The organism is Shimia fortis (assembly GCF_040225985.1).
Classification (GTDB): domain Bacteria; phylum Pseudomonadota; class Alphaproteobacteria; order Rhodobacterales; family Rhodobacteraceae; genus Shimia.
Genome location: NZ_JBBPEU010000001.1, coordinates 500983 through 523622, shown reverse-complemented (window position 1 = coordinate 523622; position 22640 = coordinate 500983). Strand labels below are relative to the sequence as shown.

The 22640-nt window shown below is 58.1% G+C and carries 22 protein-coding genes and 1 tRNA gene; 13 read left to right on the top strand and 10 right to left on the bottom strand.

The window, feature by feature from the left end; translation table 11 throughout:
* Window positions 1-103: 103 nt before the first annotated feature.
* Entirely contained in the window at window positions 104-667 is a 564-nt protein-coding gene (locus WNE31_RS02350; RefSeq protein ID WP_349977998.1) for a hypothetical protein, read from the bottom strand.
* A gap of 109 nt (window positions 668-776) precedes the next feature.
* Here WNE31_RS02350 and WNE31_RS02345 point away from each other — a divergent pair, with 109 nt between their 5' ends.
* The 3 genes from WNE31_RS02345 to WNE31_RS02335 all read left to right on the top strand — a co-directional run bounded on the left by WNE31_RS02345 (window position 777) and on the right by WNE31_RS02335 (window position 3396).
* Complete coding sequence (locus WNE31_RS02345; RefSeq protein ID WP_349977997.1) at window positions 777-1067, top strand: hypothetical protein; 291 nt, start codon at window positions 777-779, stop codon at window positions 1065-1067.
* Entirely contained in the window at window positions 1039-1743 is a 705-nt protein-coding gene (locus WNE31_RS02340; RefSeq protein ID WP_349977996.1) for a hypothetical protein, read from the top strand. The genes WNE31_RS02345 and WNE31_RS02340 overlap by 29 nt, the downstream gene beginning before the upstream one ends.
* A gap of 105 nt (window positions 1744-1848) precedes the next feature.
* A complete protein-coding gene (locus tag WNE31_RS02335; RefSeq protein ID WP_349977995.1) occupies window positions 1849-3396 on the top strand; it encodes a DUF427 domain-containing protein in 1548 nt (515 codons plus the stop codon).
* Window positions 3397-3402: 6 nt separating this feature from the next.
* Here the strand turns inward: WNE31_RS02335 and WNE31_RS02330 are convergent, their stop codons facing one another.
* The 4 genes from WNE31_RS02330 to WNE31_RS02315 form a co-directional block, all read right to left on the bottom strand.
* A complete protein-coding gene (locus WNE31_RS02330; RefSeq protein WP_349977994.1) occupies window positions 3403-4416 on the bottom strand; it encodes a 5-oxoprolinase subunit C family protein in 1014 nt (337 codons plus the stop codon).
* On the bottom strand, window positions 4416-5108 hold the full coding sequence (gene pxpB / locus WNE31_RS02325; RefSeq protein WP_349977993.1) for a 5-oxoprolinase subunit PxpB: 693 nt from the start codon (window positions 5106-5108) through the stop codon (window positions 4416-4418). Before pxpB ends, WNE31_RS02330 begins: the two co-directional genes overlap by 1 nt.
* Window positions 5105-5866, bottom strand: a complete 762-nt coding sequence (locus WNE31_RS02320; RefSeq protein WP_349977992.1) for a LamB/YcsF family protein — start codon at window positions 5864-5866, stop codon at window positions 5105-5107. The genes pxpB and WNE31_RS02320 overlap by 4 nt, the downstream gene beginning before the upstream one ends.
* A gap of 106 nt (window positions 5867-5972) precedes the next feature.
* A tRNA-Arg gene (locus tag WNE31_RS02315) sits at window positions 5973-6049 on the bottom strand.
* Window positions 6050-6181: 132 nt separating this feature from the next.
* Between WNE31_RS02315 and WNE31_RS02310 the strand changes: the two genes are divergently transcribed.
* Window positions 6182-7201, top strand: a complete 1020-nt coding sequence (locus WNE31_RS02310) for a LacI family DNA-binding transcriptional regulator (protein WP_349977991.1) — start codon at window positions 6182-6184, stop codon at window positions 7199-7201.
* Here WNE31_RS02310 and WNE31_RS02305 read toward each other — a convergent pair.
* The 4 genes from WNE31_RS02305 to WNE31_RS02290 form a co-directional block, all read right to left on the bottom strand.
* Window positions 7198-8121: a phosphoadenosine phosphosulfate reductase gene (locus WNE31_RS02305; RefSeq protein ID WP_349977990.1), complete on the bottom strand. Its 924-nt coding sequence runs from the start codon at window positions 8119-8121 to the stop codon at window positions 7198-7200. The two genes, WNE31_RS02310 and WNE31_RS02305, sit on opposite strands and share 4 nt — an antisense overlap.
* A gap of 10 nt (window positions 8122-8131) precedes the next feature.
* The gene (locus WNE31_RS02300; protein ID WP_349977989.1) at window positions 8132-9130 is read right to left on the bottom strand and encodes a hypothetical protein; all 999 of its coding nucleotides are present in this window, start codon (window positions 9128-9130) and stop codon (window positions 8132-8134) included.
* 109 nt (window positions 9131-9239) lie between these two features.
* On the bottom strand, window positions 9240-11480 hold the full coding sequence (locus tag WNE31_RS02295) for a glycosyltransferase family 2 protein (RefSeq protein ID WP_349977988.1): 2241 nt from the start codon (window positions 11478-11480) through the stop codon (window positions 9240-9242).
* A gap of 47 nt (window positions 11481-11527) precedes the next feature.
* Window positions 11528-12535 carry a glycosyltransferase family 2 protein gene (locus tag WNE31_RS02290; protein WP_349977987.1) on the bottom strand — a complete coding sequence of 336 codons (1008 nt, stop codon included), beginning with the start codon at window positions 12533-12535 and terminating at the stop codon, window positions 11528-11530.
* 287 nt (window positions 12536-12822) lie between these two features.
* Between WNE31_RS02290 and WNE31_RS02285 the strand changes: the two genes are divergently transcribed.
* From WNE31_RS02285 to WNE31_RS02260, 6 genes are all read left to right on the top strand, one after another.
* Window positions 12823-13620, top strand: coding sequence for a creatininase family protein (locus WNE31_RS02285; protein ID WP_349977985.1), 798 nt, complete (start codon window positions 12823-12825; stop codon window positions 13618-13620).
* Window positions 13617-14837, top strand: coding sequence for an amidohydrolase family protein (locus WNE31_RS02280; protein ID WP_349977983.1), 1221 nt, complete (start codon window positions 13617-13619; stop codon window positions 14835-14837). Before WNE31_RS02285 ends, WNE31_RS02280 begins: the two co-directional genes overlap by 4 nt.
* A complete protein-coding gene (locus WNE31_RS02275; RefSeq protein ID WP_349977982.1) occupies window positions 14830-16239 on the top strand; it encodes an FAD-binding oxidoreductase in 1410 nt (469 codons plus the stop codon). The genes WNE31_RS02280 and WNE31_RS02275 overlap by 8 nt, the downstream gene beginning before the upstream one ends.
* A 10-nt stretch (window positions 16240-16249) precedes the next feature.
* The gene (locus WNE31_RS02270; RefSeq protein WP_349977981.1) at window positions 16250-17134 is read left to right on the top strand and encodes a TauD/TfdA dioxygenase family protein; all 885 of its coding nucleotides are present in this window, start codon (window positions 16250-16252) and stop codon (window positions 17132-17134) included.
* An 84-nt stretch (window positions 17135-17218) separates the two neighbouring features.
* Complete coding sequence (locus WNE31_RS02265) at window positions 17219-18880, top strand: ABC transporter substrate-binding protein (protein ID WP_349977980.1); 1662 nt, start codon at window positions 17219-17221, stop codon at window positions 18878-18880.
* A gap of 77 nt (window positions 18881-18957) precedes the next feature.
* Window positions 18958-19440 carry a DUF2165 family protein gene (locus tag WNE31_RS02260; protein WP_349977979.1) on the top strand — a complete coding sequence of 161 codons (483 nt, stop codon included), beginning with the start codon at window positions 18958-18960 and terminating at the stop codon, window positions 19438-19440.
* On the opposite strand, the gene WNE31_RS02255 is transcribed toward WNE31_RS02260, so the two are convergent.
* Complete coding sequence (locus tag WNE31_RS02255) at window positions 19430-20512, bottom strand: zinc ABC transporter substrate-binding protein (protein WP_349977978.1); 1083 nt, start codon at window positions 20510-20512, stop codon at window positions 19430-19432. The two genes, WNE31_RS02260 and WNE31_RS02255, sit on opposite strands and share 11 nt — an antisense overlap.
* Window positions 20513-20603: 91 nt before the next feature.
* On the opposite strand from WNE31_RS02255, the gene WNE31_RS02250 reads away from it, so the two are divergent.
* Genes WNE31_RS02250 through WNE31_RS02240 form a run of 3 tightly spaced genes read left to right on the top strand, consistent with a single transcriptional unit; the run spans window position 20604 to window position 22628 of the window.
* Complete coding sequence (locus WNE31_RS02250) at window positions 20604-21080, top strand: Fur family transcriptional regulator (protein ID WP_349977977.1); 477 nt, start codon at window positions 20604-20606, stop codon at window positions 21078-21080.
* Window positions 21077-21832, top strand: a complete 756-nt coding sequence (locus tag WNE31_RS02245) for a metal ABC transporter ATP-binding protein (RefSeq protein WP_349977976.1) — start codon at window positions 21077-21079, stop codon at window positions 21830-21832. The genes WNE31_RS02250 and WNE31_RS02245 overlap by 4 nt, the downstream gene beginning before the upstream one ends.
* A complete protein-coding gene (locus WNE31_RS02240) occupies window positions 21825-22628 on the top strand; it encodes a metal ABC transporter permease (protein ID WP_349977975.1) in 804 nt (267 codons plus the stop codon). The genes WNE31_RS02245 and WNE31_RS02240 overlap by 8 nt, the downstream gene beginning before the upstream one ends.
* Window positions 22629-22640: the final 12 nt, after the last annotated feature.

Below are 22640 nucleotides of genomic sequence, written 5' to 3'. Positions count from 1 at the left end.
GATCGCGACAAACAGCAAGGCAGGGCCTCTTGCAAGTAAAAAGCCCGGCGGCCAGTGGCTCACCGGGCTTCCGGGCACCGTTTAAGCGCCCTCTGCTCGACCCTTATTTCCGGCGGGTCAGTTTGAAACCCTTGTCTTTCAGACAGCGCTGGTCATAGCCTTTCACGACACCATAGGCCGGTGTGTGAATCCGCGTGCGGCACGTCTTGGGCAACAGGTGTGCCTGCGGATAATGCTTGTCCAGACAGCGAGCCCCCAACATGGAGACGCTGCCGCGACGGTTGGTTTCAAACGTCCGAACACAGCCGCGCGGAACATACTCTTTATAACTGATCCGGGCGCGTTCCGGCAGGGGGCGCGGCTTGGGGTGGTGGGAATTGTGCGAATGCCGGGGCTTGGGCGGGACATGCGTGTGACGCGTGACGCGGGCCGGCTTGTCATCATCGGTGATCGCGTGGCCGATCATGAACAGCGCCGCCGCCCCGAACAACAGCTTCGCGGCATCTTCTTCAGACAGGGCGTGGGCCGGACGCGCCGCCAGAGTGGTGACAGCCACTGCGGCCCCAAGAATGGACAGGATGAATTTGCGAGAGATCGTATTGGGCATGTGGTTTCCTTTCAGGGTTTGTTCGGCCCGACGCCAGTGCCGGGCGGCTGTCTCGAACATCGGCCGCCCCCTGAAAGACAGGCAATATCAGCCCGGTGTTATCGAATATCAGCCGCTGATATACGGCGTTGTTATTGAATATCAGGCGGTTTCTGCGCAGGTTGAGGGCATGAAACAGACATTCCTGACCCTGACCTTTCTGATCGCGGCCTTCCTGACCACACCCGCTGACGCGGCCGAGTGTTTTGCCGATTACAAGGCCAAGAAAGACAACCCGCTTAAACTGCACTATGGCGTGGTCCAGCTTTATGAAGGCTGCACCAAAGCATCGGCTGAAACCGAAATCGCGCCCCGCATCGCCCGCGACGGCTGGAGCCTTTTGAATGTGCTTTCGGTGTTTGACGCCTCGAAACTTTCCGGAAAGGAAGCCAATGCAGGGCAATTCTATCTCCGCTATTGAAGCGCGTCGGCACGGCAACCGAGTAGTTGGTCTTGGCCTTGCCGGGATCGTCGCCTTGCTAGTTGTCGCCGCGGTGCTGTTGTTCTTGTCTCTGCCGGATGCCAACGCGTTCAATGCGCGTGTCGAACAGCTTTTCCTTGAAAATGACGACCTGACAGGCCAGGCCGAGATCAAGCTTCTCGAGATTTTGGCACAGTCTGGCACGGCGTTTTCCGAAACGCTGGCAAGCTATCGGATGGTGATCTTCACGCTGCTGGTGTTCGCGACGGGTATGCTGGTTGCCGCACTGGTTTTTCTGGTGATGTTGATTACCATGAACCGTCGCATGGCCGCGATTGAACGTTCGGGCATCCAGGTCAATTCCCTGTTGATCAGCCGCGAGGAAAAGGCGGTCTACCTCAACAACATGGGGTTCAAACTGACGGATGCCGCAATGGAAACACTGTCGGTTCTGGCCGAAGCACGCATGGATGACGACATGCTGACCGGTGCCCAGATCGAGGCTATGATCTCGGGGCGTTCCGAAACCGATTGCGAGGAAGCTGCAGGCGCCACCCGAATCAAACGGCTAAGGGATTCGCTGGGCAACCAACTTGTGAGCGAACTTCTGGTCAAGAACATCGCACGGAAAGGTTATGTTCTGGCCATAGACAAGGACGTTATCCGCGTTCTGTAGAAACCTGCCAAGCTGGCGCACACAAAGGTGAAGGCTCGCCCCTTGGCAAAGGGGGCGCCACCCCTCATGTTTGTTGCCTGTTTCCAAGAACCGAGGTGTTGGCCCATGGGCGCCCCCCTGCGCGACCTTTCACAGGACTACCAGATTCGGATCGAGCGGCTGGACGGACCCGTTCGGGCGTGGCGTGACGACGTGTTGTTGGCGCAAAGCGAGCGTGCCAAGGTCATGTATGAAACCCGCCTGCCCCCAACCGTCTATTTTCCGCCTGAAGATGTGCGCGCGGACCTCTCTGCCCCGACAGACCTGCAAACCTTTTGTCCGTTCAAGGGCACAGCCACCTATCGACACATCAGCCTTGACGGAGAAGAGATCGCAAACGGCAGTTGGAGCTACGACACCCCATTGCCCGAAAGCGCCGAAATCGGGGGGCATATAGGCTTTATGCGGGACGACCGGACCACGATTGATCTGGGCGGCAACCACCTTGCAGATCAGGCTGGGGGCCATATCAACGGGCTGTTTGTCGATTGGCTTTTGCGCGAGGCGTGGCGCTGCACCTCTCCTCAAGAACTGACCATCGCGCTGTCACAAAAGATGATCGAAAACGGGATCGCGATTTCTCGGCTGTCGGTCATGATCTGGTCCTTGCACCCGCAGATCGCGGGCCGGCACTATGTCTGGAAGAAGGGAGAGCGCGACCTCGCCACCTTCGCACCGTCCTACGAAATCTATGACCACCCCGCTTTTGTCGGCAGTCCGTTGGACTTTGTCTCCAAAGGGTTAGGCGGCGTGCGCCAGAAGATCGGCGTGGAAAAAGATGAAGATCGTTTTCCCATCATCCGAGACCTCAAGGCAGAGGGCGCCACGGACTATGTCGCGATGCCGCTGCAGTTCTCGGACGGACAGATCAATGTTCTGACCCTGACCTGCGATCATCCAGCGGGGTTTACGACAGCCAACCTTGGCCTTGTGTTTGAATGCAGCGCTATCATCAGCCGTTTGTTCGAAGTGTTTAACCAACGAGAAAATGCCCAAGGGCTGCTCGAAACCTATGTAGGCAAGCGAACTGGCGCACGGGTTCTTGGTGGAGAAATTCGCCGGGGAGATGGAGACGACATGGATGCGGCAATCATGTTCTGTGATCTTCGGGGGTCAAGCAGTCTGGTCACGGATTTGGGGCAGTCCGACTATATCGACCGGCTCAACCTGTTTTTTGAGACCGTGACTGACGCCATTCAGGACAGTGGCGGCGAGGTTCTGAAATTCATCGGGGATGCTGTTCTGGCCGTATTCCCGGTCGACAGCACCGCCGAGAGTGCGCGGGAAAACGCGATGCAAGCCGCCCGTGCCATCATTGATCGCCTCGCTGAGAACACGACGGATTGCGCCTGTTCGATTGGTCTGGCTTTTGGTCGCGTAACCTATGGCAATGTCGGCTCTCGGGAACGGCTGGATTTCACAGTGATCGGGCACGCGGCTAATGTGGCCGCGCGCCTGAGTGACCACGGGAAACAGGTTGGTCATCGCATCGTGGCCACGGCGGATTTCGAAGCACCAACCTGTGACATGACCCACTTGGGAGAGGTCACCCTGCATAACGTACGTACCCCCGTCACCTGCATTGCGGTCAGCGCAGAAGAGATAAGCGCCTAGCCGGGGCTACTGCCCGTCATCATCCAGCGCCCCACTGATCAGGTTCTCTCGCATTAGACGTTGAGCAAGTGTTCCTTTCGGGATCGCGATTTCCTCAAGATAAGCTTGTCGTTTCTGGACGACTGCACGGACTAGGGCAACCGCCTCGGCCGGGCTGACAGGAGTGAAACGCAATGTGTCGCCCGCCCGAGACTGGCAGAGCCGGTCCAGATCAACCGAAACGACCGTCGCAATCTTGGGATATCCACCGGTCGTCTGGTGATCCGCAAGCAGAACTGTCGGCACCCCGTCGCCCGAAACCTGTATCGACCCGCGTGCAACAGGTTCAGACGGGATGGACAGCGCGCCATTCAAGGGCAGATCCGGCCCAACCAGACGCACACCCATGCGGTCAAAGGCACTGGAAAGACGGTAAGACGCTGTCTTAAAAATTTCGCGGGTTTCGGCTGTGAAATAGCGATCCTGAGGCCCAAGTACGACGCGGATCGTATCGCTGTGCGCAGCAAAATCGGGGCGCGCAAAGGTGCCGTGACGGTCCTCGGCGACATGCGCGTCGCTTAGGCGCAACTCTTGGCCCGAAGCCAACTGCCCCCCTCCAAACCCGGAAATGGAATGGGTCGCCACACTGCCCAACCATTCTTGCGCCTGAAGATGCCCAGCAAAGGCGAGGTAGGTCCAACTGCCCAAGCCCGCCGGTCGGATGGTCAGCTTGTCGCCTGCCTCGACCTTGAACACACTCCAACAGGCCAGTTTTCCATCACTTCGCTCCACCAAGAACTCACCGCCCGCAACAGCGAGCGTTATCTCGCCCGAGATACACTCGAGCGCCAATCCGCCCATCGAGACTTCGATCAAAGGCGCGCCATGCGTATTCCCCAACACGGCATTCGCGGCAGCGGCGGCAAGTCGGTCCATCGGTCCGGACGCAGAAACCCCGAACCGCATGTGCCCGAACCGGCCGCCATCCTGAACGGTAACCAGCGGACCGGCAAAGTTTATCCGAAACACGCATTCAACCATCAGGTCGTTCCCTTGTCTTGTGCATGGAACGCCTCGTGCGACATTCGCACGAACTGAACATTATCCCCCACATCGAACAGGAAGGGTCGCACAGGATCGTCTCGCAAGATTTGCGTCGGGGAGCGCCCGATAATGGACCAGCCAGTCGGCATTGTCAGCGTGGTAACAAGGCATTGTGGCCCCGCGATCAATACACTTCCCGCAGGGATATCGCGGGTCGCGGCAGGCTTGCGTGGCAGTTGCAGGGGTTCGGGCACACCCGACAGGTATGCATATCCCGGCGCAAAGCCGTACATGCCGACTTTGTAGCGGCCAGAGAGGTGCATGTTAATGACGGCCTCGGGACTCATCCCGACCGCCTTGGCGACAGAGGCGATATCCGGGGCCAGATCCCCGTCATAGCACACCGACACTTCGTGCAGGCGGCCCTTGTCCTGTGCCTGCGCCGGTTCGTGCCACAGGTCGCGCAAAGCGTTCGCAAGGGTGTCATGATCGCTTAGCAACGGATCGAATTCGACCAGCAGATTCACAAAGGCCGGTATCGTTTCCAGCACACCGGTGGGGGGCTGATCCTGAATGGCCTTGTCGAACTGGTGCACACGCGCGGTCGCCGCATCGGAAATTGCATCCGCGACTTGCACCAGCAATGCGTGATCCGCAACGGGGATGAAAGACGGTTCCTTTAAGGTCACGGCGCCAGAAATGCTTGCAACTGCACCCCCTCTGCCTGAAGGCGGGCCCGGATTTCCCGCGCCATGTTGACCGCGGCAGGCCCATCACCGTGCACACAGATCGACTCGGCCCGCAGCGCGATCGGGTCTCCGTCGATCACCGGCATCTTTCCTGTTTTCAGAAACGCGACAAGCCGCTCTGCCGCCTCTTGCGGGTCGTGGATCATCGCACCTTCCGTTCCGCGCGGCACCAGTTGCCCGTTCTTGAGGTATCCCCGATCTGCGAAGATTTCCGAATACACCGGAACGCCGGCTTCACGCGCGGCCAGTTCAGTACAGGTTCCCGAAATCGCCAAAATCGCCAGGCTGGGATCTATTTTTTGAACGGCCTCCATGATCGCGCGGGCGACGTCCATATCGCGGGCGGCCAGATTGGCCAGCGCCCCATGCGGTTTGACATACCCGATCTCGACCGGCACCAACCGCGCCACACCCATCAAAGCCCCAATCTGCGCGGCGACCATGCGCCCGATGTCATCCGTCGCCATCGGGATGACCCGCCTGCCAAACCCCTCGCGATCATTGTACCCGGGATGGGCCCCCACCACGACACCTTGCTCGGCGGCCAGGCTCAGGGTCTCGAACATCGTCTCGGGGTCACTTGCATGGCCACCACAGGCAATATTGGCACTGTTGACAAGACCAAGCATGGCCCGGTCGTCGCCCATTTTCCAAGGACCAAAGCTTTCCCCGAGATCCGAGTTGAGATCAATCCGCATGCAATCCTCCATTGGCGCGTCGCGCGTTTCACCACGATACTGCGCAAGTGACGCCGTTCCACAAGGTGATAACCAACGCGCCGGAACAGGCCAAGAGGAAGATAAGTGGCGACCCCGGCAGGATTCGAACCTGCAACCTGCCCCTTAGGAGGGGGCTGCTCTATCCAGTTGAGCCACGGGGCCGCGTGGCGTGGTTTTAGCGCGGGAGAAATGGGATGTCATCCGGTCTTGAGGAAAAACGGCACCATGTGATCGCCCGCTTGAACATCTTCGAACTTTCGCGCTAACATTTTTTGAACAGACGGAGAATTTGAATTGGCAAACGACGAAAAACGCTCTTTGACCCTGCGCGATGTCTCCGAAGCGTCGGGCGTGTCGGAAATGACCGTCAGCCGAGTGTTGCGCAATCGCGGCGATGTGTCGAACGCCACCCGGGAACGGGTGCTGCGGGTTGCCAAGGAGCTGGGATATGTGCCGAACAAGATTGCGGGTGCGTTGGCAAGCCAGCGGGTCAATCTGGTTGCGGTGATTATTCCGTCCCTGTCGAACATGGTGTTTCCAGAAGTACTTGGCGGAATCAGTCAGGTGTTGGAAGGAACCGAGCTGCAACCCGTGGTCGGGGTGACCGACTATCTTCCTGCGAAGGAGGAGAAAGTTCTGTATGAAATGCTGTCCTGGCGGCCATCGGGTGTCATTATTGCAGGGCTGGAGCATACCGAGGCGGCGCGCGCGATGCTCAATGCCAGCGGCATTCCCGTGGTCGAGATCATGGATGTCGATGGCAAGGCAGTTGATACAATGGTCGGAATTTCACACCGCCGCGCCGGGCGGGAAATGGCCAAGGCCATCCTCAAGGCCGGCTATCGCAACATCGGGTTTCTGGGCACCAAGATGCCGCTGGACCACCGGGCACGAAAACGGTTTGAAGGGTTTACCGAGGCGCTTGCCAAGAACGGTGTCGAAATTGCCGAGCGCGAGTTCTACTCGGGCGGATCGGCACTGGCCAAGGGGCGTGAGATGACGGCCACGGTCCTTGAGCGCAACCCGGAACTGGATTTCCTGTACTACTCCAATGACATGATCGGGGCGGGGGGGCTGCTATGGTTGCTTGAAAAGGGTTATGACATCCCCGGCGAAATCGGCCTTGCAGGATTCAATGGCGTCGAACTTTTGCAGGGATTGCCGCGCAAACTGGCCACGATGGATGCCTGCCGGCGCGAAATCGGCATGAAAGCCGCCGAAATCATCGCCGCCCGCGTGCAGGGCGAAGACTCTGACTTGATTTACGAGCTTTCCCCGAAACTGTCGTTCGGCGACACGTTGAAACGCCGCTAAGCCTTGAGGCTTTGACGCGCCTCGCGCATTGCTTTGCGGAAATGGGGGGCCCGGCGACGTTCGAGAACCGCCTCGCAGTAGCGGATCAAAAGACGCGGGCGGTTTTCACTTTGCAGACGTTGCAGCATCTCCTTCTGGAAACGCGGGTTTTCGCGACGCCCACGCAGCAATGTGTAGAACTCTGACGTGGTCAGGTTTCCAGAAACGCTGCCTTCGATCACCGGCTTGAGAATCCCGAGTTGCAACCAAAGCGACGCAATCCGGTGCCCCATGAAACGGCAGCGATATTTCCTAATGTTGTCGCCGCGAAACAGGGCCGCATGCATGGCATCAAGGCTTGCGCGTGGGTCATAGAACAGATGCACCTCGCACGCCGTCGCGATCATGTCGGGGGCGTATCCATAGCGGCTGTTGTAGTCGCGGCGCCATGCCTTGTGATAACGGGTTTCCCATGGCGCCACCTCGCGATCCAGCGTGGCCTGGGGGGAAATTGCCACGACGGTCGCGCCGGGCGCCGCCGCCGAGAAGGTACAGGCGGCGTATCCTCCCATTGAGGCGCCATAGAACACCACCTTGTCGAACTTTTCAAAGAAGCCTTCATCACGCAACCGGTCGAAAAAGTCGAACACGGATTCGTCCCGGTACCACGACCATCCATGCGCCATCAGGCCAAGCATCGACCACCCCCGGGATTCAACAAAGCCGTATCCCCAAGGCATCTTGTCGTCGTCGCGCTCATAAATGTGGTCGAGGTTCTCGAACGTGACAATCAGGGTTTTCCCCCGCTCAACATATAATGCCGTGTGCTCCTTGCCGATCTCTTCATAGAACCCTTCTGCCGCCCCGATCCTAGCAAGGTTTTCCCGCCACGCCTCGCGCGTTTGCGGGTGCTCTAGGGTAATGCCGGATTGCTCGTTCATCTGACCGGCCTCAACGAAAAATGTCAGGGGCCGCATCGACCAGTTTTGCGCGACACTCTTTGATAAAACTGGGTTCGACCAAATAGTCGCGGGACAATTTTTCGACCGAGGCTTCGCCCTTGAGCGCCTCAATCGCGATCTTGGCCCTGAATTCGGGGTCTTCGACCGGGGCCTTATGCTTGACAATCTTGGGCGGGATCAGGGCTGCGTCCACGTCGATCTCGTGCTTTTTGATCAGCTTATCCACAAAGGAGCCACGGCGGGGACGGTTGTTTTCCTTTTCTTCAAGCCGCGGCTTCATGCGCCGCGCCCAGAAATGCACGCCCTTGGTATCCTCGCTCAACCGCTCTTCAATGTTGAAGCGGCTCATGATCATGTGATTCCGTTCCTTGAAAGAGATCGGATAGAAAGCCGATACAGGCTCGGCGTATTTGATTTCGCCCGACTGCTTGAGGAAATAGGTCACAGCCGCAGGGCCGGTGAATCCCCAGTTCTGTTCGGTCATGTGCACCGGTCGGCCGGCTTCTTTCTCGGCCTGTAATTCCTTTTGCTGCCACGGTTTCAACCACGGTCCGATTGCATATTCGTCTTCGAAGAATTCGAGCATGGCATCCAGTGCCTTGGATTTTCTGGGCAGGCCCAGCACCGCGTTGCACACCAGATTGTCCTTTTCCCAGCCAAAAACCGTCTGGCGGGTAAAGTTGAAGGGGCGATAACAATACATATCGGCATCGACCCAAATCTTGTCTGTTTTCTTGAGGAGGTTCAGACGCCACATATCTGCATGGATTGCCGGGCTGCCCGTGCGGGCATGGCGGAACATCGGGTTTGAGGGAAAGATCTCTTCCGCATCCCCGGCATGAACACCTTCAGGGATATTTGGGATCGGTTCGTAGCTATAAAGCGTGGTGTGATGGCCCGCATCGGCAAAGGACTTGAGACATAACTGCTCGAGCCACGACAGTCTGCCGCCTATCCACAAACTTGCTATTTCAGGTAGTTTCGCCATTTCTGCTCTGTCTTTTGTTTTCAGTTTTGCAACAGTCTATCACACTGCAATTCATTGTCTCTGACTATTCTGCGAAACGTCCAGATTAGGCCACCTCGTGATCCTTCCCTTAGTGGGCCGTATCCTGTTTCTCGACTGTAAAGAAAAACCCTTCGGGATGATCATCGCGGACAATTTCATCGGGAATGACATCCGGCCCCGCCAGAAACACGTTTGCCCCGAAAATGTGATGCAGCTTGGAAAGCTGCTCCATCCGGGGGCCGGTCAGATCCTGATAGAACTTCGCATAGTTGGGGGTCGCTTTCAGCGCGTCGATCTTGCCCCGATGTTTGTCCACACAGAAATGATGAGCCTCGGCAATCTCGGGGTCGGCCAGAAGGTGATCCATTTCCGCCTGCAGCAGGGGGATCATACGCTGGATGGATGTATCAGTGACCGAGTTGTTGTTCATCCGGAACCAGTAGGCCAGCCCCTGATCCCGATCGACATGGTTCACCCGCCCACGGTCGCGCTTGACCAAAAAACTCTCGGCAGACCGCACCGCATAATGGTTCAACTGCACGAGATCATACCCAACCGTGTCCGAAGTCGAGCGCCATGCATTGCGGTACATGTCCTTGGGCAGAGGTTTGCCAGATCCGTTCACCCATCGGATTTCATCCCAAAGCTGTGGGTTCAAGCCCTTTGGGCGATGCACCCCCAGTTTCTTAAAAAGACCGATATTGCGGAATAGCGTCTTGAATCCCCACGCCTGATGGGGCTTGCGGGTCATCTCGCGCGCGCACTTGTCATACTGGGCGATCAGGGGCTCATCGACATATTCGTGAATGTCCGAATTGCCAAATAGACGCCATGTGCAGGAAATCATATTCGCGTCGCCCACCGCCTTAAAAAGATCAGGCAAGCAACCTTTGCCCGTCTTGATATTGATGAACTCGTCCACATCCATCGAGATCACCCAATCGGCATTCTGGACGATCTCTTCCTTTTCTCCGGCTTGCAGGGCCGCATGCTGTGGCTTCAGGCCCGTGCCTTTGAACGGATTATCCCTGTGCTGAAGGATGCCCTTTGCCTGTAGAAGATCCAGAAAATCATCCGTCCCGTCAGTGCAGTCATTGGTGTAGACGATAAAATCTTCCACCCCGATCGCACGGTGATAGGCGACCCACTCTAGGATGAAAGGCCCCTCGTTCTTCATACAAGTTATGATGCAGGTACGGTTGCTGTTGGGGTCCACCTTGGGACGTTCGAGAACGGGCATCCGTACGGGCTTGTAGGTGAAACGCACTTTTGAGAGGGCAAGCAGCGCTTCTTCTTCAACCAGGGAGGTCTTTGGCACAATCGAGGACACCGAATCCGTCGGATGGCGTAGCCCCATGAAACGGAAGAACGGCACCCATTCTTTTGCGCCGGGCTTGGTGCCGACGATGCGCACAAGACGCCAGACCGAGTCCGGCCCGGCCTTTTCAGGGGCAACACACCATCGTCGGCGAAGTTTGGTCGCATCAAACTGCACACAGATGTGATCGGCAAACCGTGCGTCCGCGCCGTTCCGGCTGCGCCACGGGTAGCAATGACGCCCCGCCAGCACGACAGACCCGGTGCGGGATTGCACCGCGAAATCAAAAACCGACCCGACGCCGTCGCGCGGCATGACCAGATCGGAAATATCCAAAAGCGCCACGGCGCGCGCCCTGTCCAGATACTGGTGACGTGCCCATTCGAACAGTTGCAACTCACGCTGGGGCGATTCCCACGGCGCCCCCTTGGGAACTTCCATACGGTCCTTGCCTGGCGCATCGGGCGCGTTGAATGGATGGGCTTCGGATGGCAGATCGGGGTGACCCAAAGGATAATCCAGCTGGACATGCACAAGGCATTTGAGCCCCTCGATAGACTTCAGACCCTTTTTCAGCACCTTTGCATAGGTTTCGTCGCTGTCCGGTGCGGTCCGGTCAAGGATCAGCACCGCCTCGAGGCCCTGCGTCTCAACATGATAGGTCAGCCACTCAAGGGTGGCCTCGGCGCTCTCGCCGTTTCTGATTGCCAGAAACGCATTCAATCCAGCAAACAGGTCTTGTTCGTTGTCCAGCAGATCAACCGTCGCGCTGTCTTCACCTACCGACAGGCAAGGGGGATCTTCCCCTTCCGTGGTCACGATCATCCCGTCCCCGACGCTGCGGATCATCGTAATCTGCGTATCCCTTGCCGGTTTGATCTGGTCCGCAGATGTTCCCACGGCAAAATAAGATTGCGCCGTTCCATCTGGACGCCGGACCGCAGCAAGAACGATCCCGTCGCCTAGTTTTTGATGCTTGATGATGCGTCGATGGAAATCCGTCGAAGGCATTTTTTAACCTGCTCGTTTCAGGGCGTTTTGCCCCACTATGACTGTTGTTATTTTATGTCCTGATACCACCGAACCAGCTGTTGCTGCAATTCCAGCGGCAGAACCTCGGATCCGGACGCCGTCAGAATCTGGGTCAGCAACCGGTGATAGGGTTCCTCACGGATCAATTCGCGGAACCGGTTCTGATGCCACGCCACGGCCTGCTTATGTAGCTTTGCAACGCCGTCGATTTGCAGCAGTTCGAGCAGGATCTGGCGCGTGGCCGGTCGCATCGCGGCAATCGTCTGGTCTTCTACGGTGTTGAAGTTGCGTTCCACCCAATAGGCCAGGTCAACGTTCTTGTGTGACCGGTTGGGCAGACCACGCGCACTCTTGACCAGGAAGCCAGCCGCCGACCGGATCGAATAGTGATTAAGTTCGACCTTGGCCCGCCCCTGAGAAATCATGAACAGCGACAGCCGTTTCGGATTGGCCGCGAACCCTTCGGGCAGCGCCGCGCCCGACCCGTCCACGAAACGCGGCAGTGCGGCGGTTTTTTGCTGGGGTCGGTGCACCCCAAGCTGGTTGAACGGCCCCTTGGTCCGGAACAGCGTTTTGAAAAACCCCGCCGAAACCGGATAGGCCGTGTCAGGCGGTATGGCACGCGTGAACTGTTCGGTCACCGGACGGTCTTTGATATCAAGCTCGTTATTGTGGCCAAACAGACGCCAAGGCAGGATCACCACGTCCGTGTCGCCGGGAATACTGGCCAGCAAATCCGCGAAAGTGTGTCCCGGCACATGGATGTTCACGAACTCATCCACATCGGACACCAAGACCCAGTCAGACGCCTTGCGCATTGGATGTTTCCACGCCGAGCGCAGAGCCTGCCACTGGATAGACTTTCGGGCGGGTTTTTCGTGACGCACATGGGTCAGGACGCCAGCATCCTGCAACTTGTCCAACATATCATCCGTGCCGTCGGCGCAGTCATTGGAATACACCAGAAAGTCGGTCATACCCGCAGCCCGATGATGGGCAATCCACTCAAGCAGATAGGGGCCCTCGTCCCGCATCGATGTTACCGAAAGAACTCTCACTCGCTGCCCTGACATGCTCTGACCAACAGATTCTGTTTAACATGGCAGGGCGCGATTTGCAGACGTCTCAGGCAGCTTCAAACCAAGGTGAGTCCTGCATGTTACACCGATCCCTTGAAAGGGGGCACAAACTGTCCTAGGTTTGGTTCATCTCTGGCACAGATCGTTTCGAGGGCCAAACGACCAACCTTGCGGGGCTGGGCGTGTGGTCTCGACTATATTGGTCGCTGCCCGCGTCGTGCTGCCGCCGACCGGAGAGAGACATGACCCGACCCAATCGTTGGCAAGGCTACTGGGCCGATCTGAAAGCACCAGACTTTGCCGATTTGCCGGAAGACACGATCGCGATTCTGCCGCTGGGCGCCACAGAACAGCACGGCCCGCATTTGCCGCTTTCGGTCGACTCAACACTGACCGACGCCGTGCTCTCGCGCAGCCTGCCCCAGTGGAAGGCAGACACCCACGCGCTGATCTTGCCCACCTTGACCATTACCAAAAGCAATGAACACCTTGCCCATGCCGGCACGCTGACCCTGTCCGCGCGAACCCTGCTGGCGATGCTCGAAGATATCGGGGCCAGCGTCGCCCGCGCCGGCGTCAGGCGCTTGGTTTTGGTGAACGGACATGGTGGCAACACCGCCATTCTGGAAATCGCGGTGCGCGAACTGCGCGTGGCGCATGGTTTGATTGCCGCGCACGCGTCGTGGTTTGGTTTCACCGAAACCGAAGGGCTGATCGATCTCGCAGATTCGGCCCATGACCTGCATGCCGGGGATATCGAAACATCCGCAATGCTCGCCACCCGCCCTGACCTTGTGGATATGGACCAAGCCGCCAACAGCCCGCCGAAAAGCCGCCAATGGCAGAGTGACATGCGGTGGACGGGCCTGAACGGTCAGGCCGCACGTCCAGGCTGGGTGATAGATGATCTTCAGGCATCGGGGGTCTGTGGAGATGCCTCGGCTGGCTCGATCGCCAAAGGTGAGGCGATGCTCGACTCTGCCGCGCGAAACTTTGCCGACTTCCTTGTTGAATTTGCCAAGTTTGAGCCTGCGTCATGAAACAGTCGAACAGAAAAATCCTTCCTGATCTTAAGATCCCCAAGCGGTTTCTGGATCCCGACACCGGCTTTGACGGGATCGAAGACGGCGCCTTTCTGCGCGGGGATGTCATTACGGTCGACCACCATGTGATCGGAATGCGTCCGCCCAAGGTGCAAGGTGCCGGCCAGATTCTCATGCCGCGCCTAATCGAGGCGCACTGCCATCTCGACAAATGTCACAGTGTCGAACGTTTGCCCGATGTGGGCGGCAATCTGGTACAGGCCATCGCGGCACAACGCGCCGACAAGATCAACTGGAGCGATGACGACATTCGCACCCGCGCGCAGCGGGGCCTGAAAGAATTCGCAGAAGCAGGCACAGCCACGATCCGCAGCCACGTGGATTGGGGGGAAGATGCTGCGGCCCCGCGCAGCTGGTCTGTTCTGCTGGAGCTTGCCCAGGAACACGGCCGTCCTGACCTGCAGCTCTCGGCCCTTGTCGGCGTGGAACAGATGGCCGACCCCGCCTATGCCGCACAGGTGGTCGCGGCGATTCCGGACGGTCACGCCCTTGGCAGTTTCATCTTCGGACAAAACCAGCTTGAAGACGGTCTGCGCAGTATTTTCAAAATCGCTGCCGAACGCGGCCTTCCATTGGATTTCCACGTTGACGAAGGCCTTGATCCGGATCTGAACGGACTTGAAAAGATCGCCGACATCGCGCTGGAAACCCGGTTCGAAGGGCCAATCCTGTGCGGGCACGCTGTCAGCCTGTCGCTACGGTGCGCCTTTGGCCAGAAGCGAATCATTGAAAAGCTTGCCGAGGCCGGGATCAGCGTTGCGATGCTGCCATCGACCAACCTTTATCTTCAGGGGCGCAATGGCGGGACCCCCTCATCGCGCGGCGTCACGCTGGCGCATGAACTGGTCCGAGGCGGCGTGTCGCTTGTCGTGGGCACTGACAACGTGCGTGATGCCTTTTGCCCAGTCGGGCGGCATGACCCGATGTATGCACTGCAACTGGCCGTTCTGACCGCGCATCTCGATCCACCGCTGGATCAATGGCTCGAGACCATCACGACGAATGCCGCACAAGCCATCGGCCGTCCCGCGCCGCGCCTGAATGGCGCACCTTTGGACGACCTGCTGCTATCTGATGCGACAGATCTTTCCACTCTGATTTGCGGGGCGCCATTGCGCCCTGCCACCACCGTTTTCGAGGTACAAAATGACTGACTCAATCTCTGGCAAATCCACACTTGACTGGCAGGCTTTCGCAGAAGACCTGTCCCCGGTTGAAACCATTTCGGAACCGGTTCTGGTCAAGAAACGCTCGCGCGACTTTTTCTGGTATTCGCCCATCCTGAACGCGCAATTGCGACGCAGCTTTGGCGATCTCGTTGCCGTCCCGAAAACCTCGGATGAAATGGCGCACTGCCTCAAGGTCGCCTACGCGCATGATGCCCCAATCACGTTGCGGGGCGGTGGGACTGGCAACTATGGACAGGCCGTGCCGTTGAATGGCGGCCTGATCATCGAGACCACCGGCATGAACCGTATTCTTGAAATCGGCGAAGGCTTCGTCACCGCCGAAGCCGGTGCCAATATCGAGGAAATCAACAAAGCCCTGCACGAAAAAGGGTGGGAGCTAGCGATTTTCCCGTCCACGCAGGATATCGCCACAATTGGGGGCTTTATCGCTGGGGGGTCTTCGGGCATTGGCTCGATCGCCAACGGTATGCTGCGCGACCCCGGTAACATCGTGTCGCTGAAAGCCATGAATGTGTCCGAGACACCGGAAGAGCGGCTTTTCAAAGGGGATGACGTGAATCACATACATCACGCCTGGGGCCTGAACGGTGTGATTACCGAAGTCACCCTGCGCACGGTGCCCCGTCGCGACTGGATCGGGTGCATGGCGACGTTCGACACCTATCCAGAAACCTATGCCGCAGCCTATACCCTTGCCAAAGCGGATAATATCGGCCGGAAACTTGTCTCGACTGTCGAGGCGCGAATTTGCGAGTATTTTCCGCGTCTGGCAGGCCATCTGCGTCCCGGCAAACACCTGATGACTTCGCTTGTGCCGGTCGAGGATATGGATGCCTATCGCGCGCTGATCGCCGACCAGGGCGGCAGCGTCGATCTGGCCATGTCAGAGGCAGAACTTGGAAAGGCGGGCCTGCCGCACGTGTTCGAATTCGCCTATAACCACACCACGTTGCAGGTACTGAAGGCGGATCGCTCGGCGACCTATCTTCAGGTCGGCTGCCCTACCCCTCCGGATGCGAACGCGATTGCCGATCTTGGCCCGAAACTGGGCGATGACGTCTGGATGCACCATGAATTCGCGCTGCTAGACGGGCAGGTCGTGAGCTTTGATTTGCCAATCGTCTGGTACAGCACCGAAGAACGTCTGCGCGAAATCGAGTCGATCTACGAAGAAAACGGCTTTCCGGTGTTCGATGCTCATATCTGCATGGTGGAAGGCGGTGGCCTGAAGAATGCCGACTATCGCCATCTTGCATGGAAGAAACGTATGGACCCGAAGGGGTTGTTGAACTCGCCAAAATCGCGCGAATGGCCCAACGTCCAACACCTGAGCCCCGAAGAAATTGAAGCCCTGATCCCAGCCTGAGAACCAAACCATGACACAGATTGAAACGACACCGCTCACCAAGTCCTTTGGCGTCGAAGTCCACGGCCTGCAGATTGCCGACGTCACCAAGGACCACCTGTTCCCAGAATTGCGCGCGCTGTTCGAAGAACATTCGGCGCTTCTCTTGCGGAATCAGGCGATCACAGATGAGCAGCACATCGCGTTTTCTCAACTTTTCGGAGAAATCGAGGATCGCAATGCAGATGAAAGAAAGCCGGATGAAACATTCAAGGTCCCCGAAGTGTCGAATATTCGACAGGACGGGTCGGTTACAGACCAGATGGACCTGCACACGCTGAACCTACAATCAAACATGCTTTGGCATTCTGACAGCACATTCCTGCCAGTACCGGCATTGACGAATATTCTGATCGGACGAGTGATCCCCTCGTCCGGCGGAAATACGGAATTGGCGTCGACCCGGGCCGCGTGGGCGGATATGCCAGAGAACCTCAAAAACAAGATCCGGGATCGCGGCATCTGGCATCACTATGCCGTGTCCCGCGCGAAGATCTCGGAAGAGCTTTCCAAGCTGCCCATGTTCCACAAGTGGCCAGCTCAGCACTGGAAAGCAGTTTTGCAAAATCCTGTGAACAAAAAAGAGTCGCTATATGTTGCATCTCATGCCTATGCTGTGGATGGTTATAACGAGTTGGAAAGTGAAGAACTTTTGGAGGAGTTGATCGGGTTCTGCACTCAGGATGATTACGCCTACAGCCACGCCTGGCAAGAAGGTGATGTGCTGATCTGGGACCAGCGTGCCGTCATGCACCGCGGGACCCCGTGGCCCTACGAAGAACCCCGCAAGCTGTCGAGCATCTGCATTTCCATGAAGCCCGAAGATGGCCTTGGTGAAATGCGCCCGCAAGCCTGAGATAACCGGTGACACAGTCACCAAAACAAATGCAGCCATACTGCTAAACGGGGCCTCACCCCCAACACAACAGAGAGGAAGAAAATGAAGTTTTTCAAGCGCAACGGACAACCAATGCCGCAATCCATCGTGGACCAGGCGGGCAAAGTTGGTGACGACGCCGTAAGCCGCCGCGAGTTCCTGGCACTGGCCAGCGCCTTTGGGGCCACAACGGCCACGGCTTATGCCATGCTGGGCATGGCAGCGCCTGCGCACGCGGCAAACCACGCCAAACCCGGTGGCACCGCACGCATCCAGATGGAAGTGCGCGCCCTTAAAGATCCGCGCACCTATGACTGGTCGCAGATCGCCAACTTCTCGCGCGGGTGGCTGGAATACCTCATCACCTATGAAGACGACGGTACCTTCAAGCCGTCGCTGATCGAGAGCTGGGATATTTCGGAAGACGCCAAGACCTACACTCTGAACGTTCGCAAGGGCGTCAAGTGGAACAATGGCGACGATTTCACCGCAGAGGACGTAGCCCGCAACATCATCGGCTGGTGTGACAAGGACGTCGAAGGCAACTCGATGGCCGGTCGTTTCGCCACGCTGATCGATCCCGACACCAACAAGGCGATCGAAGGCTCGGTTGAAGTGGTTGACAGCCACACCGTACGTCTGAACCTGCCGAAATCCGACATTTCGTTGATCCCTGGCATGGCAGACTATCCGGCGGCCATCGTGCATTCTTCGCACAACGCCACGGATATGCTGACCAACCCGATCGGCACCGGCCCCTACCTGCCCGAGTCGCTGGAAGTTGGCGTCAAGAGCGTGCTGGTCCGCAACGAGAACCACACCTGGTGGAACGAAGGCAATGGCGCCTTCCTCGACCGGATCGAGTATATCGACTATGGCACCGACCCGGCGGCCTGGGTTGCGGCGGCAGAAGCTGACGAAATCGACGCCACCTATTCGGTAGATGGCGAGTTCATCGACCTGATCTCGACGCTTGATGGTTGGCGTGAAAACGAAGTTGTCACCATGGCGACCATCGTAATCCGTCCGAACCAACTGGCCGAAGTCGATGGCAAGAAACCCTATGCAGACCCGCGCGTCCGCAAGGCAATCGCAATGGCCGTCGACAACAACGTGCTGCTCGAGCTGGGCTATGACGGTCGTGGCATCACCGCGCATAACCACCACGTTGGCCCGGCACACCCCGAGTTTGCCGATATCGGTGCCCCGGCACATGATCCGGCAGGTGCGCTTGCCCTGCTGAAAGAAGCAGGCATGGCTGACTTCGAAATGGAGATCCATTCGATTGACGACGCATGGCGCAAGAACACCACCGATGCAGTTGCCGCACAGCTGCGCGACGCCGGCTTTAACGTCAAGCGCACCATCCTGCCGGGCTCGACCTTCTGGAACGACTGGGTCAAGTACCCGTTCTCGTCGACCAACTGGAACCACCGTCCGCTGGGCGTCCAGATCTGGGCACTGGCCTATCGTTCGGGCGAGGCATGGAACGAATTCGGGTATGCCAACCCCGAGTTCGACGCGATCCTTGAGCAGGCTCTGGCCACCGCGGATGTTGAAAAGCGTCGCGAATTGATGGCGCAAGGCGAGAAGATCCTGCAGGACGATGCAGTGACAATCCAGCCTTACTGGCGTTCGCTTTACAACCACACCCGCGACGGTTTGGAAGGCTGTAACCACCACATTTCCTTCGAACTGCGTCCGCAGGAAATGCACTGGACCTGATACCAGGTGCGATTTGAAACGGGCCGCTTTCGGGCGGCCCGTTTTATTTGGAAAGATCAAGATCCCGAGGACCCGACATGGATATGACGCTGTTTGCACAAGCTGTTTCGCTGGCCCTGCCGGCCGCATGGCTGACGACAGGTGTACGCGACAACATTCTTTATCCGTCCGTGAACGAAACCTATACCGCGCAGGTTTTCACGATGGAGCGCATGGCGCAGGACTATCCGGAAGAGTTCGCTCGGGTGGCCCATCGCGCCATCCATAACAGGTCACTTCAGACGCTGGCGTTCAAGGCGGTTGTCGTCCTCGAGGTTATCGCCACCCTCGTCATGTGGGTCGGTGTCATCCTGCTGTTCATGTCGCTGTTTGGCGGCGTAACGGTCAGCGCGGCCCGGTCGGTCGCCCTTTTTGGGGCGCTGTTATTTACCTCAATCTGGGCCATGTTCACGATTGTCGGCAACCACTTTTCATACTGGTTCTGCCACGAAGGCGCCCAGAACACTCATTTTCAGATGACGCTATGGGGCCTTGGGAACATGATTTTCCTCAGTCTTTGAGGCACCCTGCAATGTCAGTCGCCATAGAGCGCACCATGCCTGTATAAAGCGTCGCGCCCTGGGTCTGGCCCACGCCCAGCGGGTCGAGCTCGACCGAGCGGATGTTCACGCCCTCCGCCACGGCCTTTACCAGCTTGGGATCGAATTGGGGTTCTGCAAACACACAGACCACCTGACGCTCTTGCATTGCATCGCGCAGCTCGGCCAGACGCCCTGCGCTGGGGGATGCCGCATCACCGACCAGAATCGCCCCTGCGGCTTCAAGACCAAAACGGTTCTCGAAATAGTGATAGGCATCGTGGAACACCACGAAGGGCTTGTCCTCGACAGGCGCCAGAACCGCTTTCAGTTCGGCAATCATATCGCCCAGTTCTTGCTCGGCTGCTTGCGCGTTCGCTGCGTAGGTCGAGGCATTGTCAGGATCGGCCTTGGCAAGGGCGTCGGCAATCGCCGCGGTCATGGCAACAGCGTTCTGGGGGTCCAGCCAGATATGCGGATCCGTCCCGTCGTGATCATGGGCGTGGTCGTGATGACCGTCTTTGTGATCGCCATGCTCGTCTGTATGATCATTATGCTTGCTGTGGCCGTCATGGTCATCATGGCCATGTGCCTCGTCTTTATGCTCTGCATGGTCATCATGATCGCCGTGCCCATGGTCGTCATGCTTGTGCTCCGCGTGGTCGTCATGACCCTCGTGGCCTTCTTCGGTCAACTCAAACACAGGGTTTTCACGGAAGGACAGCGTCACCAGCCCGGGTGTGCCAATCAGTTCGACCGAAATTGCATTCTGCCCGATGGTTTCGATGTTCTTCTCAAGCCGGGGTGTCAACTCGTGCCCAATCCAGAAGATCAGGTCGGCCTCTTGCAGCGCCTTCGCTTCGCTGGGACGCATCGCGTAATTATGCGGCGACGTTTCGGGCCGGATGAGAAGGCTTGGTTTCCCAACCCCTTCCATCACTCGGGCCACCAAAGAATGCACCGGGGCGATGTCGGCCACGACACGAGGAGCTTCTGCCATCGCGCCTGTGGTCAGCGCGGTTCCGGCGAGCAATCCCAAGATTACTTGTTTCACTAGACCAATCCCTTTAGCCATATCCAAACAAGACGCTGGCATATCCTGATATGTTATATTATATCAACCCTAAAAATGAGAGGGCCCGCGGATGCACGATATCGGCTTTGCAAAACACGACCATACTGCCTGCGTTGCAACAGCGATGGAAACCGCCGAAGCGTTTTGTCGTGACAACAAGGTGCAGCTGACTCCAGCCCGCAAGCGCGTTCTTGAAATCCTGCTTGAACAACACCGCGCGATGGGAGCGTATGACATTCTAGCCCTGCTGTCCGCAGAAGGCATGGGGTCACAGCCACCTGTCGTGTATCGCGCGCTCGATTTCCTGACGAAGCACGGCTTTGTGCACAAGATCGAAAAGCTGAACGCCTATCTGGCCTGCTCGCACCCCGGCGACAGGCATTCGCCGCTCTTCCTGATTTGCCATGGCTGCGACACCGTGGCCGAAACCACAATGCCAACCGCCCCGCTGAAAGACGCGGCCAGCGCGCTGGGTTTCAAAATCGAAACCACCGTTATCGAGGTCGAGGGGCTGTGCCCCGGCTGTCAGACCGGAGATGCCGCGTGAGCCTGATCGAATTGAAAGATGTCGATGTCCGCCTTGGCGGACATCAGGCCCTAAGCCATGTGGACTTTACCATCGACAAAGGGGAAATCGTCACCGTGGTGGGGCCGAACGGGTCCGGCAAGACCACCCTGCTGCGAACGCTGATCGGTGCAATCAAACCAAGTCGGGGCAAGGTACAACGCACCGCTGGTCTGAGCATTGGCTATGTCCCGCAACGACTGGCGCTGGATGCCACATTGCCCATTACCGTGCGCCGGTTTCTGCGCCTGCCCATCCGTCACCCGGAAGAATTTCTGACCGAAGCTTTACACCGCGCCGGTGCCGATGGCCTGCAGGACCGTCAGATGACAGATTTGTCCGGTGGGCAATTCCAGCGCGTTCTTCTGGCGCGCGCGATCCTGAAAAAGCCCGACCTGCTGGTGTTGGACGAACCCACAACAGGCCTGGATCAACCAGGATCTGCCGCGCTGTATCGCCAGATTGAACAGGTCAGGCGCGAGATCGGCAGCGCCGTTCTGATGGTCAGCCACGAATTGCACGTTGTGATGAGCGCCTCGGATCGGGTGATCTGCCTTAACGGTCATGTGTGCTGCCACGGGGCGCCAGAAATCGTGGCCTCAGCGCCGGAATACCGTGCCCTATTCGGAACCGGTACCCAAGGCGCTCTGGCGCTTTATCGCCACGATCACGACCATCACCATCACAGTCACACGGATGACAGCCACGAACACGGAGCCTGCGAGCATGCTTGATGATTTTCTGGTGCGCGCCATGCTTGCCGGTGTGGGCGTAGCGGTTGCGGCAGCGCCCTTGGGGTGTTTCGTCGTCTGGCGTCGCATGGCTTATTTTGGCGATGCGACAGCCCACGCCGCCATACTTGGGGTAGCCCTGTCGCTGGCGTTGTCCACGTCGATTTTCACCGGCGCGCTGGCGGTAGCTTTGGTCATGGCGATGACGGTCAGCTCTTTGTCGGGACGTGGTTATGCGATGGACACGCTGCTGGGCGTACTTGCGCATTCCGCGCTGGCCTTTGGTCTTGTCGCAGTGTCGTTCCTGCAAGGCGTGCGGCTGGATCTGGGGGCGTATCTGTTCGGTGATATCCTTGCGGTGTCACGCTCGGATCTTGCCGTGATCTGGGGCGGTGCTGCCCTGATTCTTACCTTGACGGTCTGGCGCTGGTCGCCCCTGTTGACGGCAACGCTGAACCCTGACCTCGCTTATGCCAACGGCATTGATCCCAAACGTGAACAATTGGTGCTGACCCTCGGGCTGGCCATTGTCGTGGCGGTCGCCATCAAGGTTGTTGGGGCGTTGCTCATCGTGGCCTTGCTGATCATTCCAGCCGCCAGCGCCCGCCCCCTTGCCCGCACCCCCGAGGCCATGGCCTTGATCGCGGCCGGACTGGGCGGCTTTGCGGCGCTTGCGGGCCTGCGTCTGTCGTTCAATTATGATACGCCAAGCGGCCCGACGATCGTCTGCGTCGCTGCTGTTGTCTTTGCTTTGACAAACACCATCGCTCGGTTGAATAACTTGCGGTCACAAAACTAAACTGTTGCGACG

What these genes read in the sequence shown, in the direction of transcription:
- WNE31_RS02305 (WP_349977990.1), bottom strand. Translation starts at nt 8,121, where the DNA reads ATGAACGAGCAATCCGGCATTACCCTAGAGCACCCGCAAACGCGCGAG.
- WNE31_RS02260 (WP_349977979.1), top strand. Translation starts at nt 18,958, where the DNA reads ATGGATATGACGCTGTTTGCACAAGCTGTTTCGCTGGCCCTGCCGGCC.
- WNE31_RS02275 (WP_349977982.1), top strand. Translation starts at nt 14,830, where the DNA reads ATGACTGACTCAATCTCTGGCAAATCCACACTTGACTGGCAGGCTTTC.
- WNE31_RS02330 (WP_349977994.1), bottom strand. Translation starts at nt 4,416, where the DNA reads ATGGTTGAATGCGTGTTTCGGATAAACTTTGCCGGTCCGCTGGTTACC.
- WNE31_RS02345 (WP_349977997.1), top strand. Translation starts at nt 777, where the DNA reads ATGAAACAGACATTCCTGACCCTGACCTTTCTGATCGCGGCCTTCCTG.
- WNE31_RS02340 (WP_349977996.1), top strand. Translation starts at nt 1,039, where the DNA reads ATGCAGGGCAATTCTATCTCCGCTATTGAAGCGCGTCGGCACGGCAAC.
- WNE31_RS02265 (WP_349977980.1), top strand. Translation starts at nt 17,219, where the DNA reads ATGAAGTTTTTCAAGCGCAACGGACAACCAATGCCGCAATCCATCGTG.
- WNE31_RS02300 (WP_349977989.1), bottom strand. Translation starts at nt 9,130, where the DNA reads ATGGCGAAACTACCTGAAATAGCAAGTTTGTGGATAGGCGGCAGACTG.
- WNE31_RS02290 (WP_349977987.1), bottom strand. Translation starts at nt 12,535, where the DNA reads ATGCGGGACGAGGGCCCCTATCTGCTTGAGTGGATTGCCCATCATCGG.
- WNE31_RS02320 (WP_349977992.1), bottom strand. Translation starts at nt 5,866, where the DNA reads ATGCGGATTGATCTCAACTCGGATCTCGGGGAAAGCTTTGGTCCTTGG.
- WNE31_RS02285 (WP_349977985.1), top strand. Translation starts at nt 12,823, where the DNA reads ATGACCCGACCCAATCGTTGGCAAGGCTACTGGGCCGATCTGAAAGCA.
- WNE31_RS02335 (WP_349977995.1), top strand. Translation starts at nt 1,849, where the DNA reads ATGGGCGCCCCCCTGCGCGACCTTTCACAGGACTACCAGATTCGGATC.
- WNE31_RS02280 (WP_349977983.1), top strand. Translation starts at nt 13,617, where the DNA reads ATGAAACAGTCGAACAGAAAAATCCTTCCTGATCTTAAGATCCCCAAG.
- WNE31_RS02240 (WP_349977975.1), top strand. Translation starts at nt 21,825, where the DNA reads ATGCTTGATGATTTTCTGGTGCGCGCCATGCTTGCCGGTGTGGGCGTA.
- WNE31_RS02250 (WP_349977977.1), top strand. Translation starts at nt 20,604, where the DNA reads ATGCACGATATCGGCTTTGCAAAACACGACCATACTGCCTGCGTTGCA.
- WNE31_RS02270 (WP_349977981.1), top strand. Translation starts at nt 16,250, where the DNA reads ATGACACAGATTGAAACGACACCGCTCACCAAGTCCTTTGGCGTCGAA.
- WNE31_RS02295 (WP_349977988.1), bottom strand. Translation starts at nt 11,480, where the DNA reads ATGCCTTCGACGGATTTCCATCGACGCATCATCAAGCATCAAAAACTA.
- WNE31_RS02350 (WP_349977998.1), bottom strand. Translation starts at nt 667, where the DNA reads ATGTTCGAGACAGCCGCCCGGCACTGGCGTCGGGCCGAACAAACCCTG.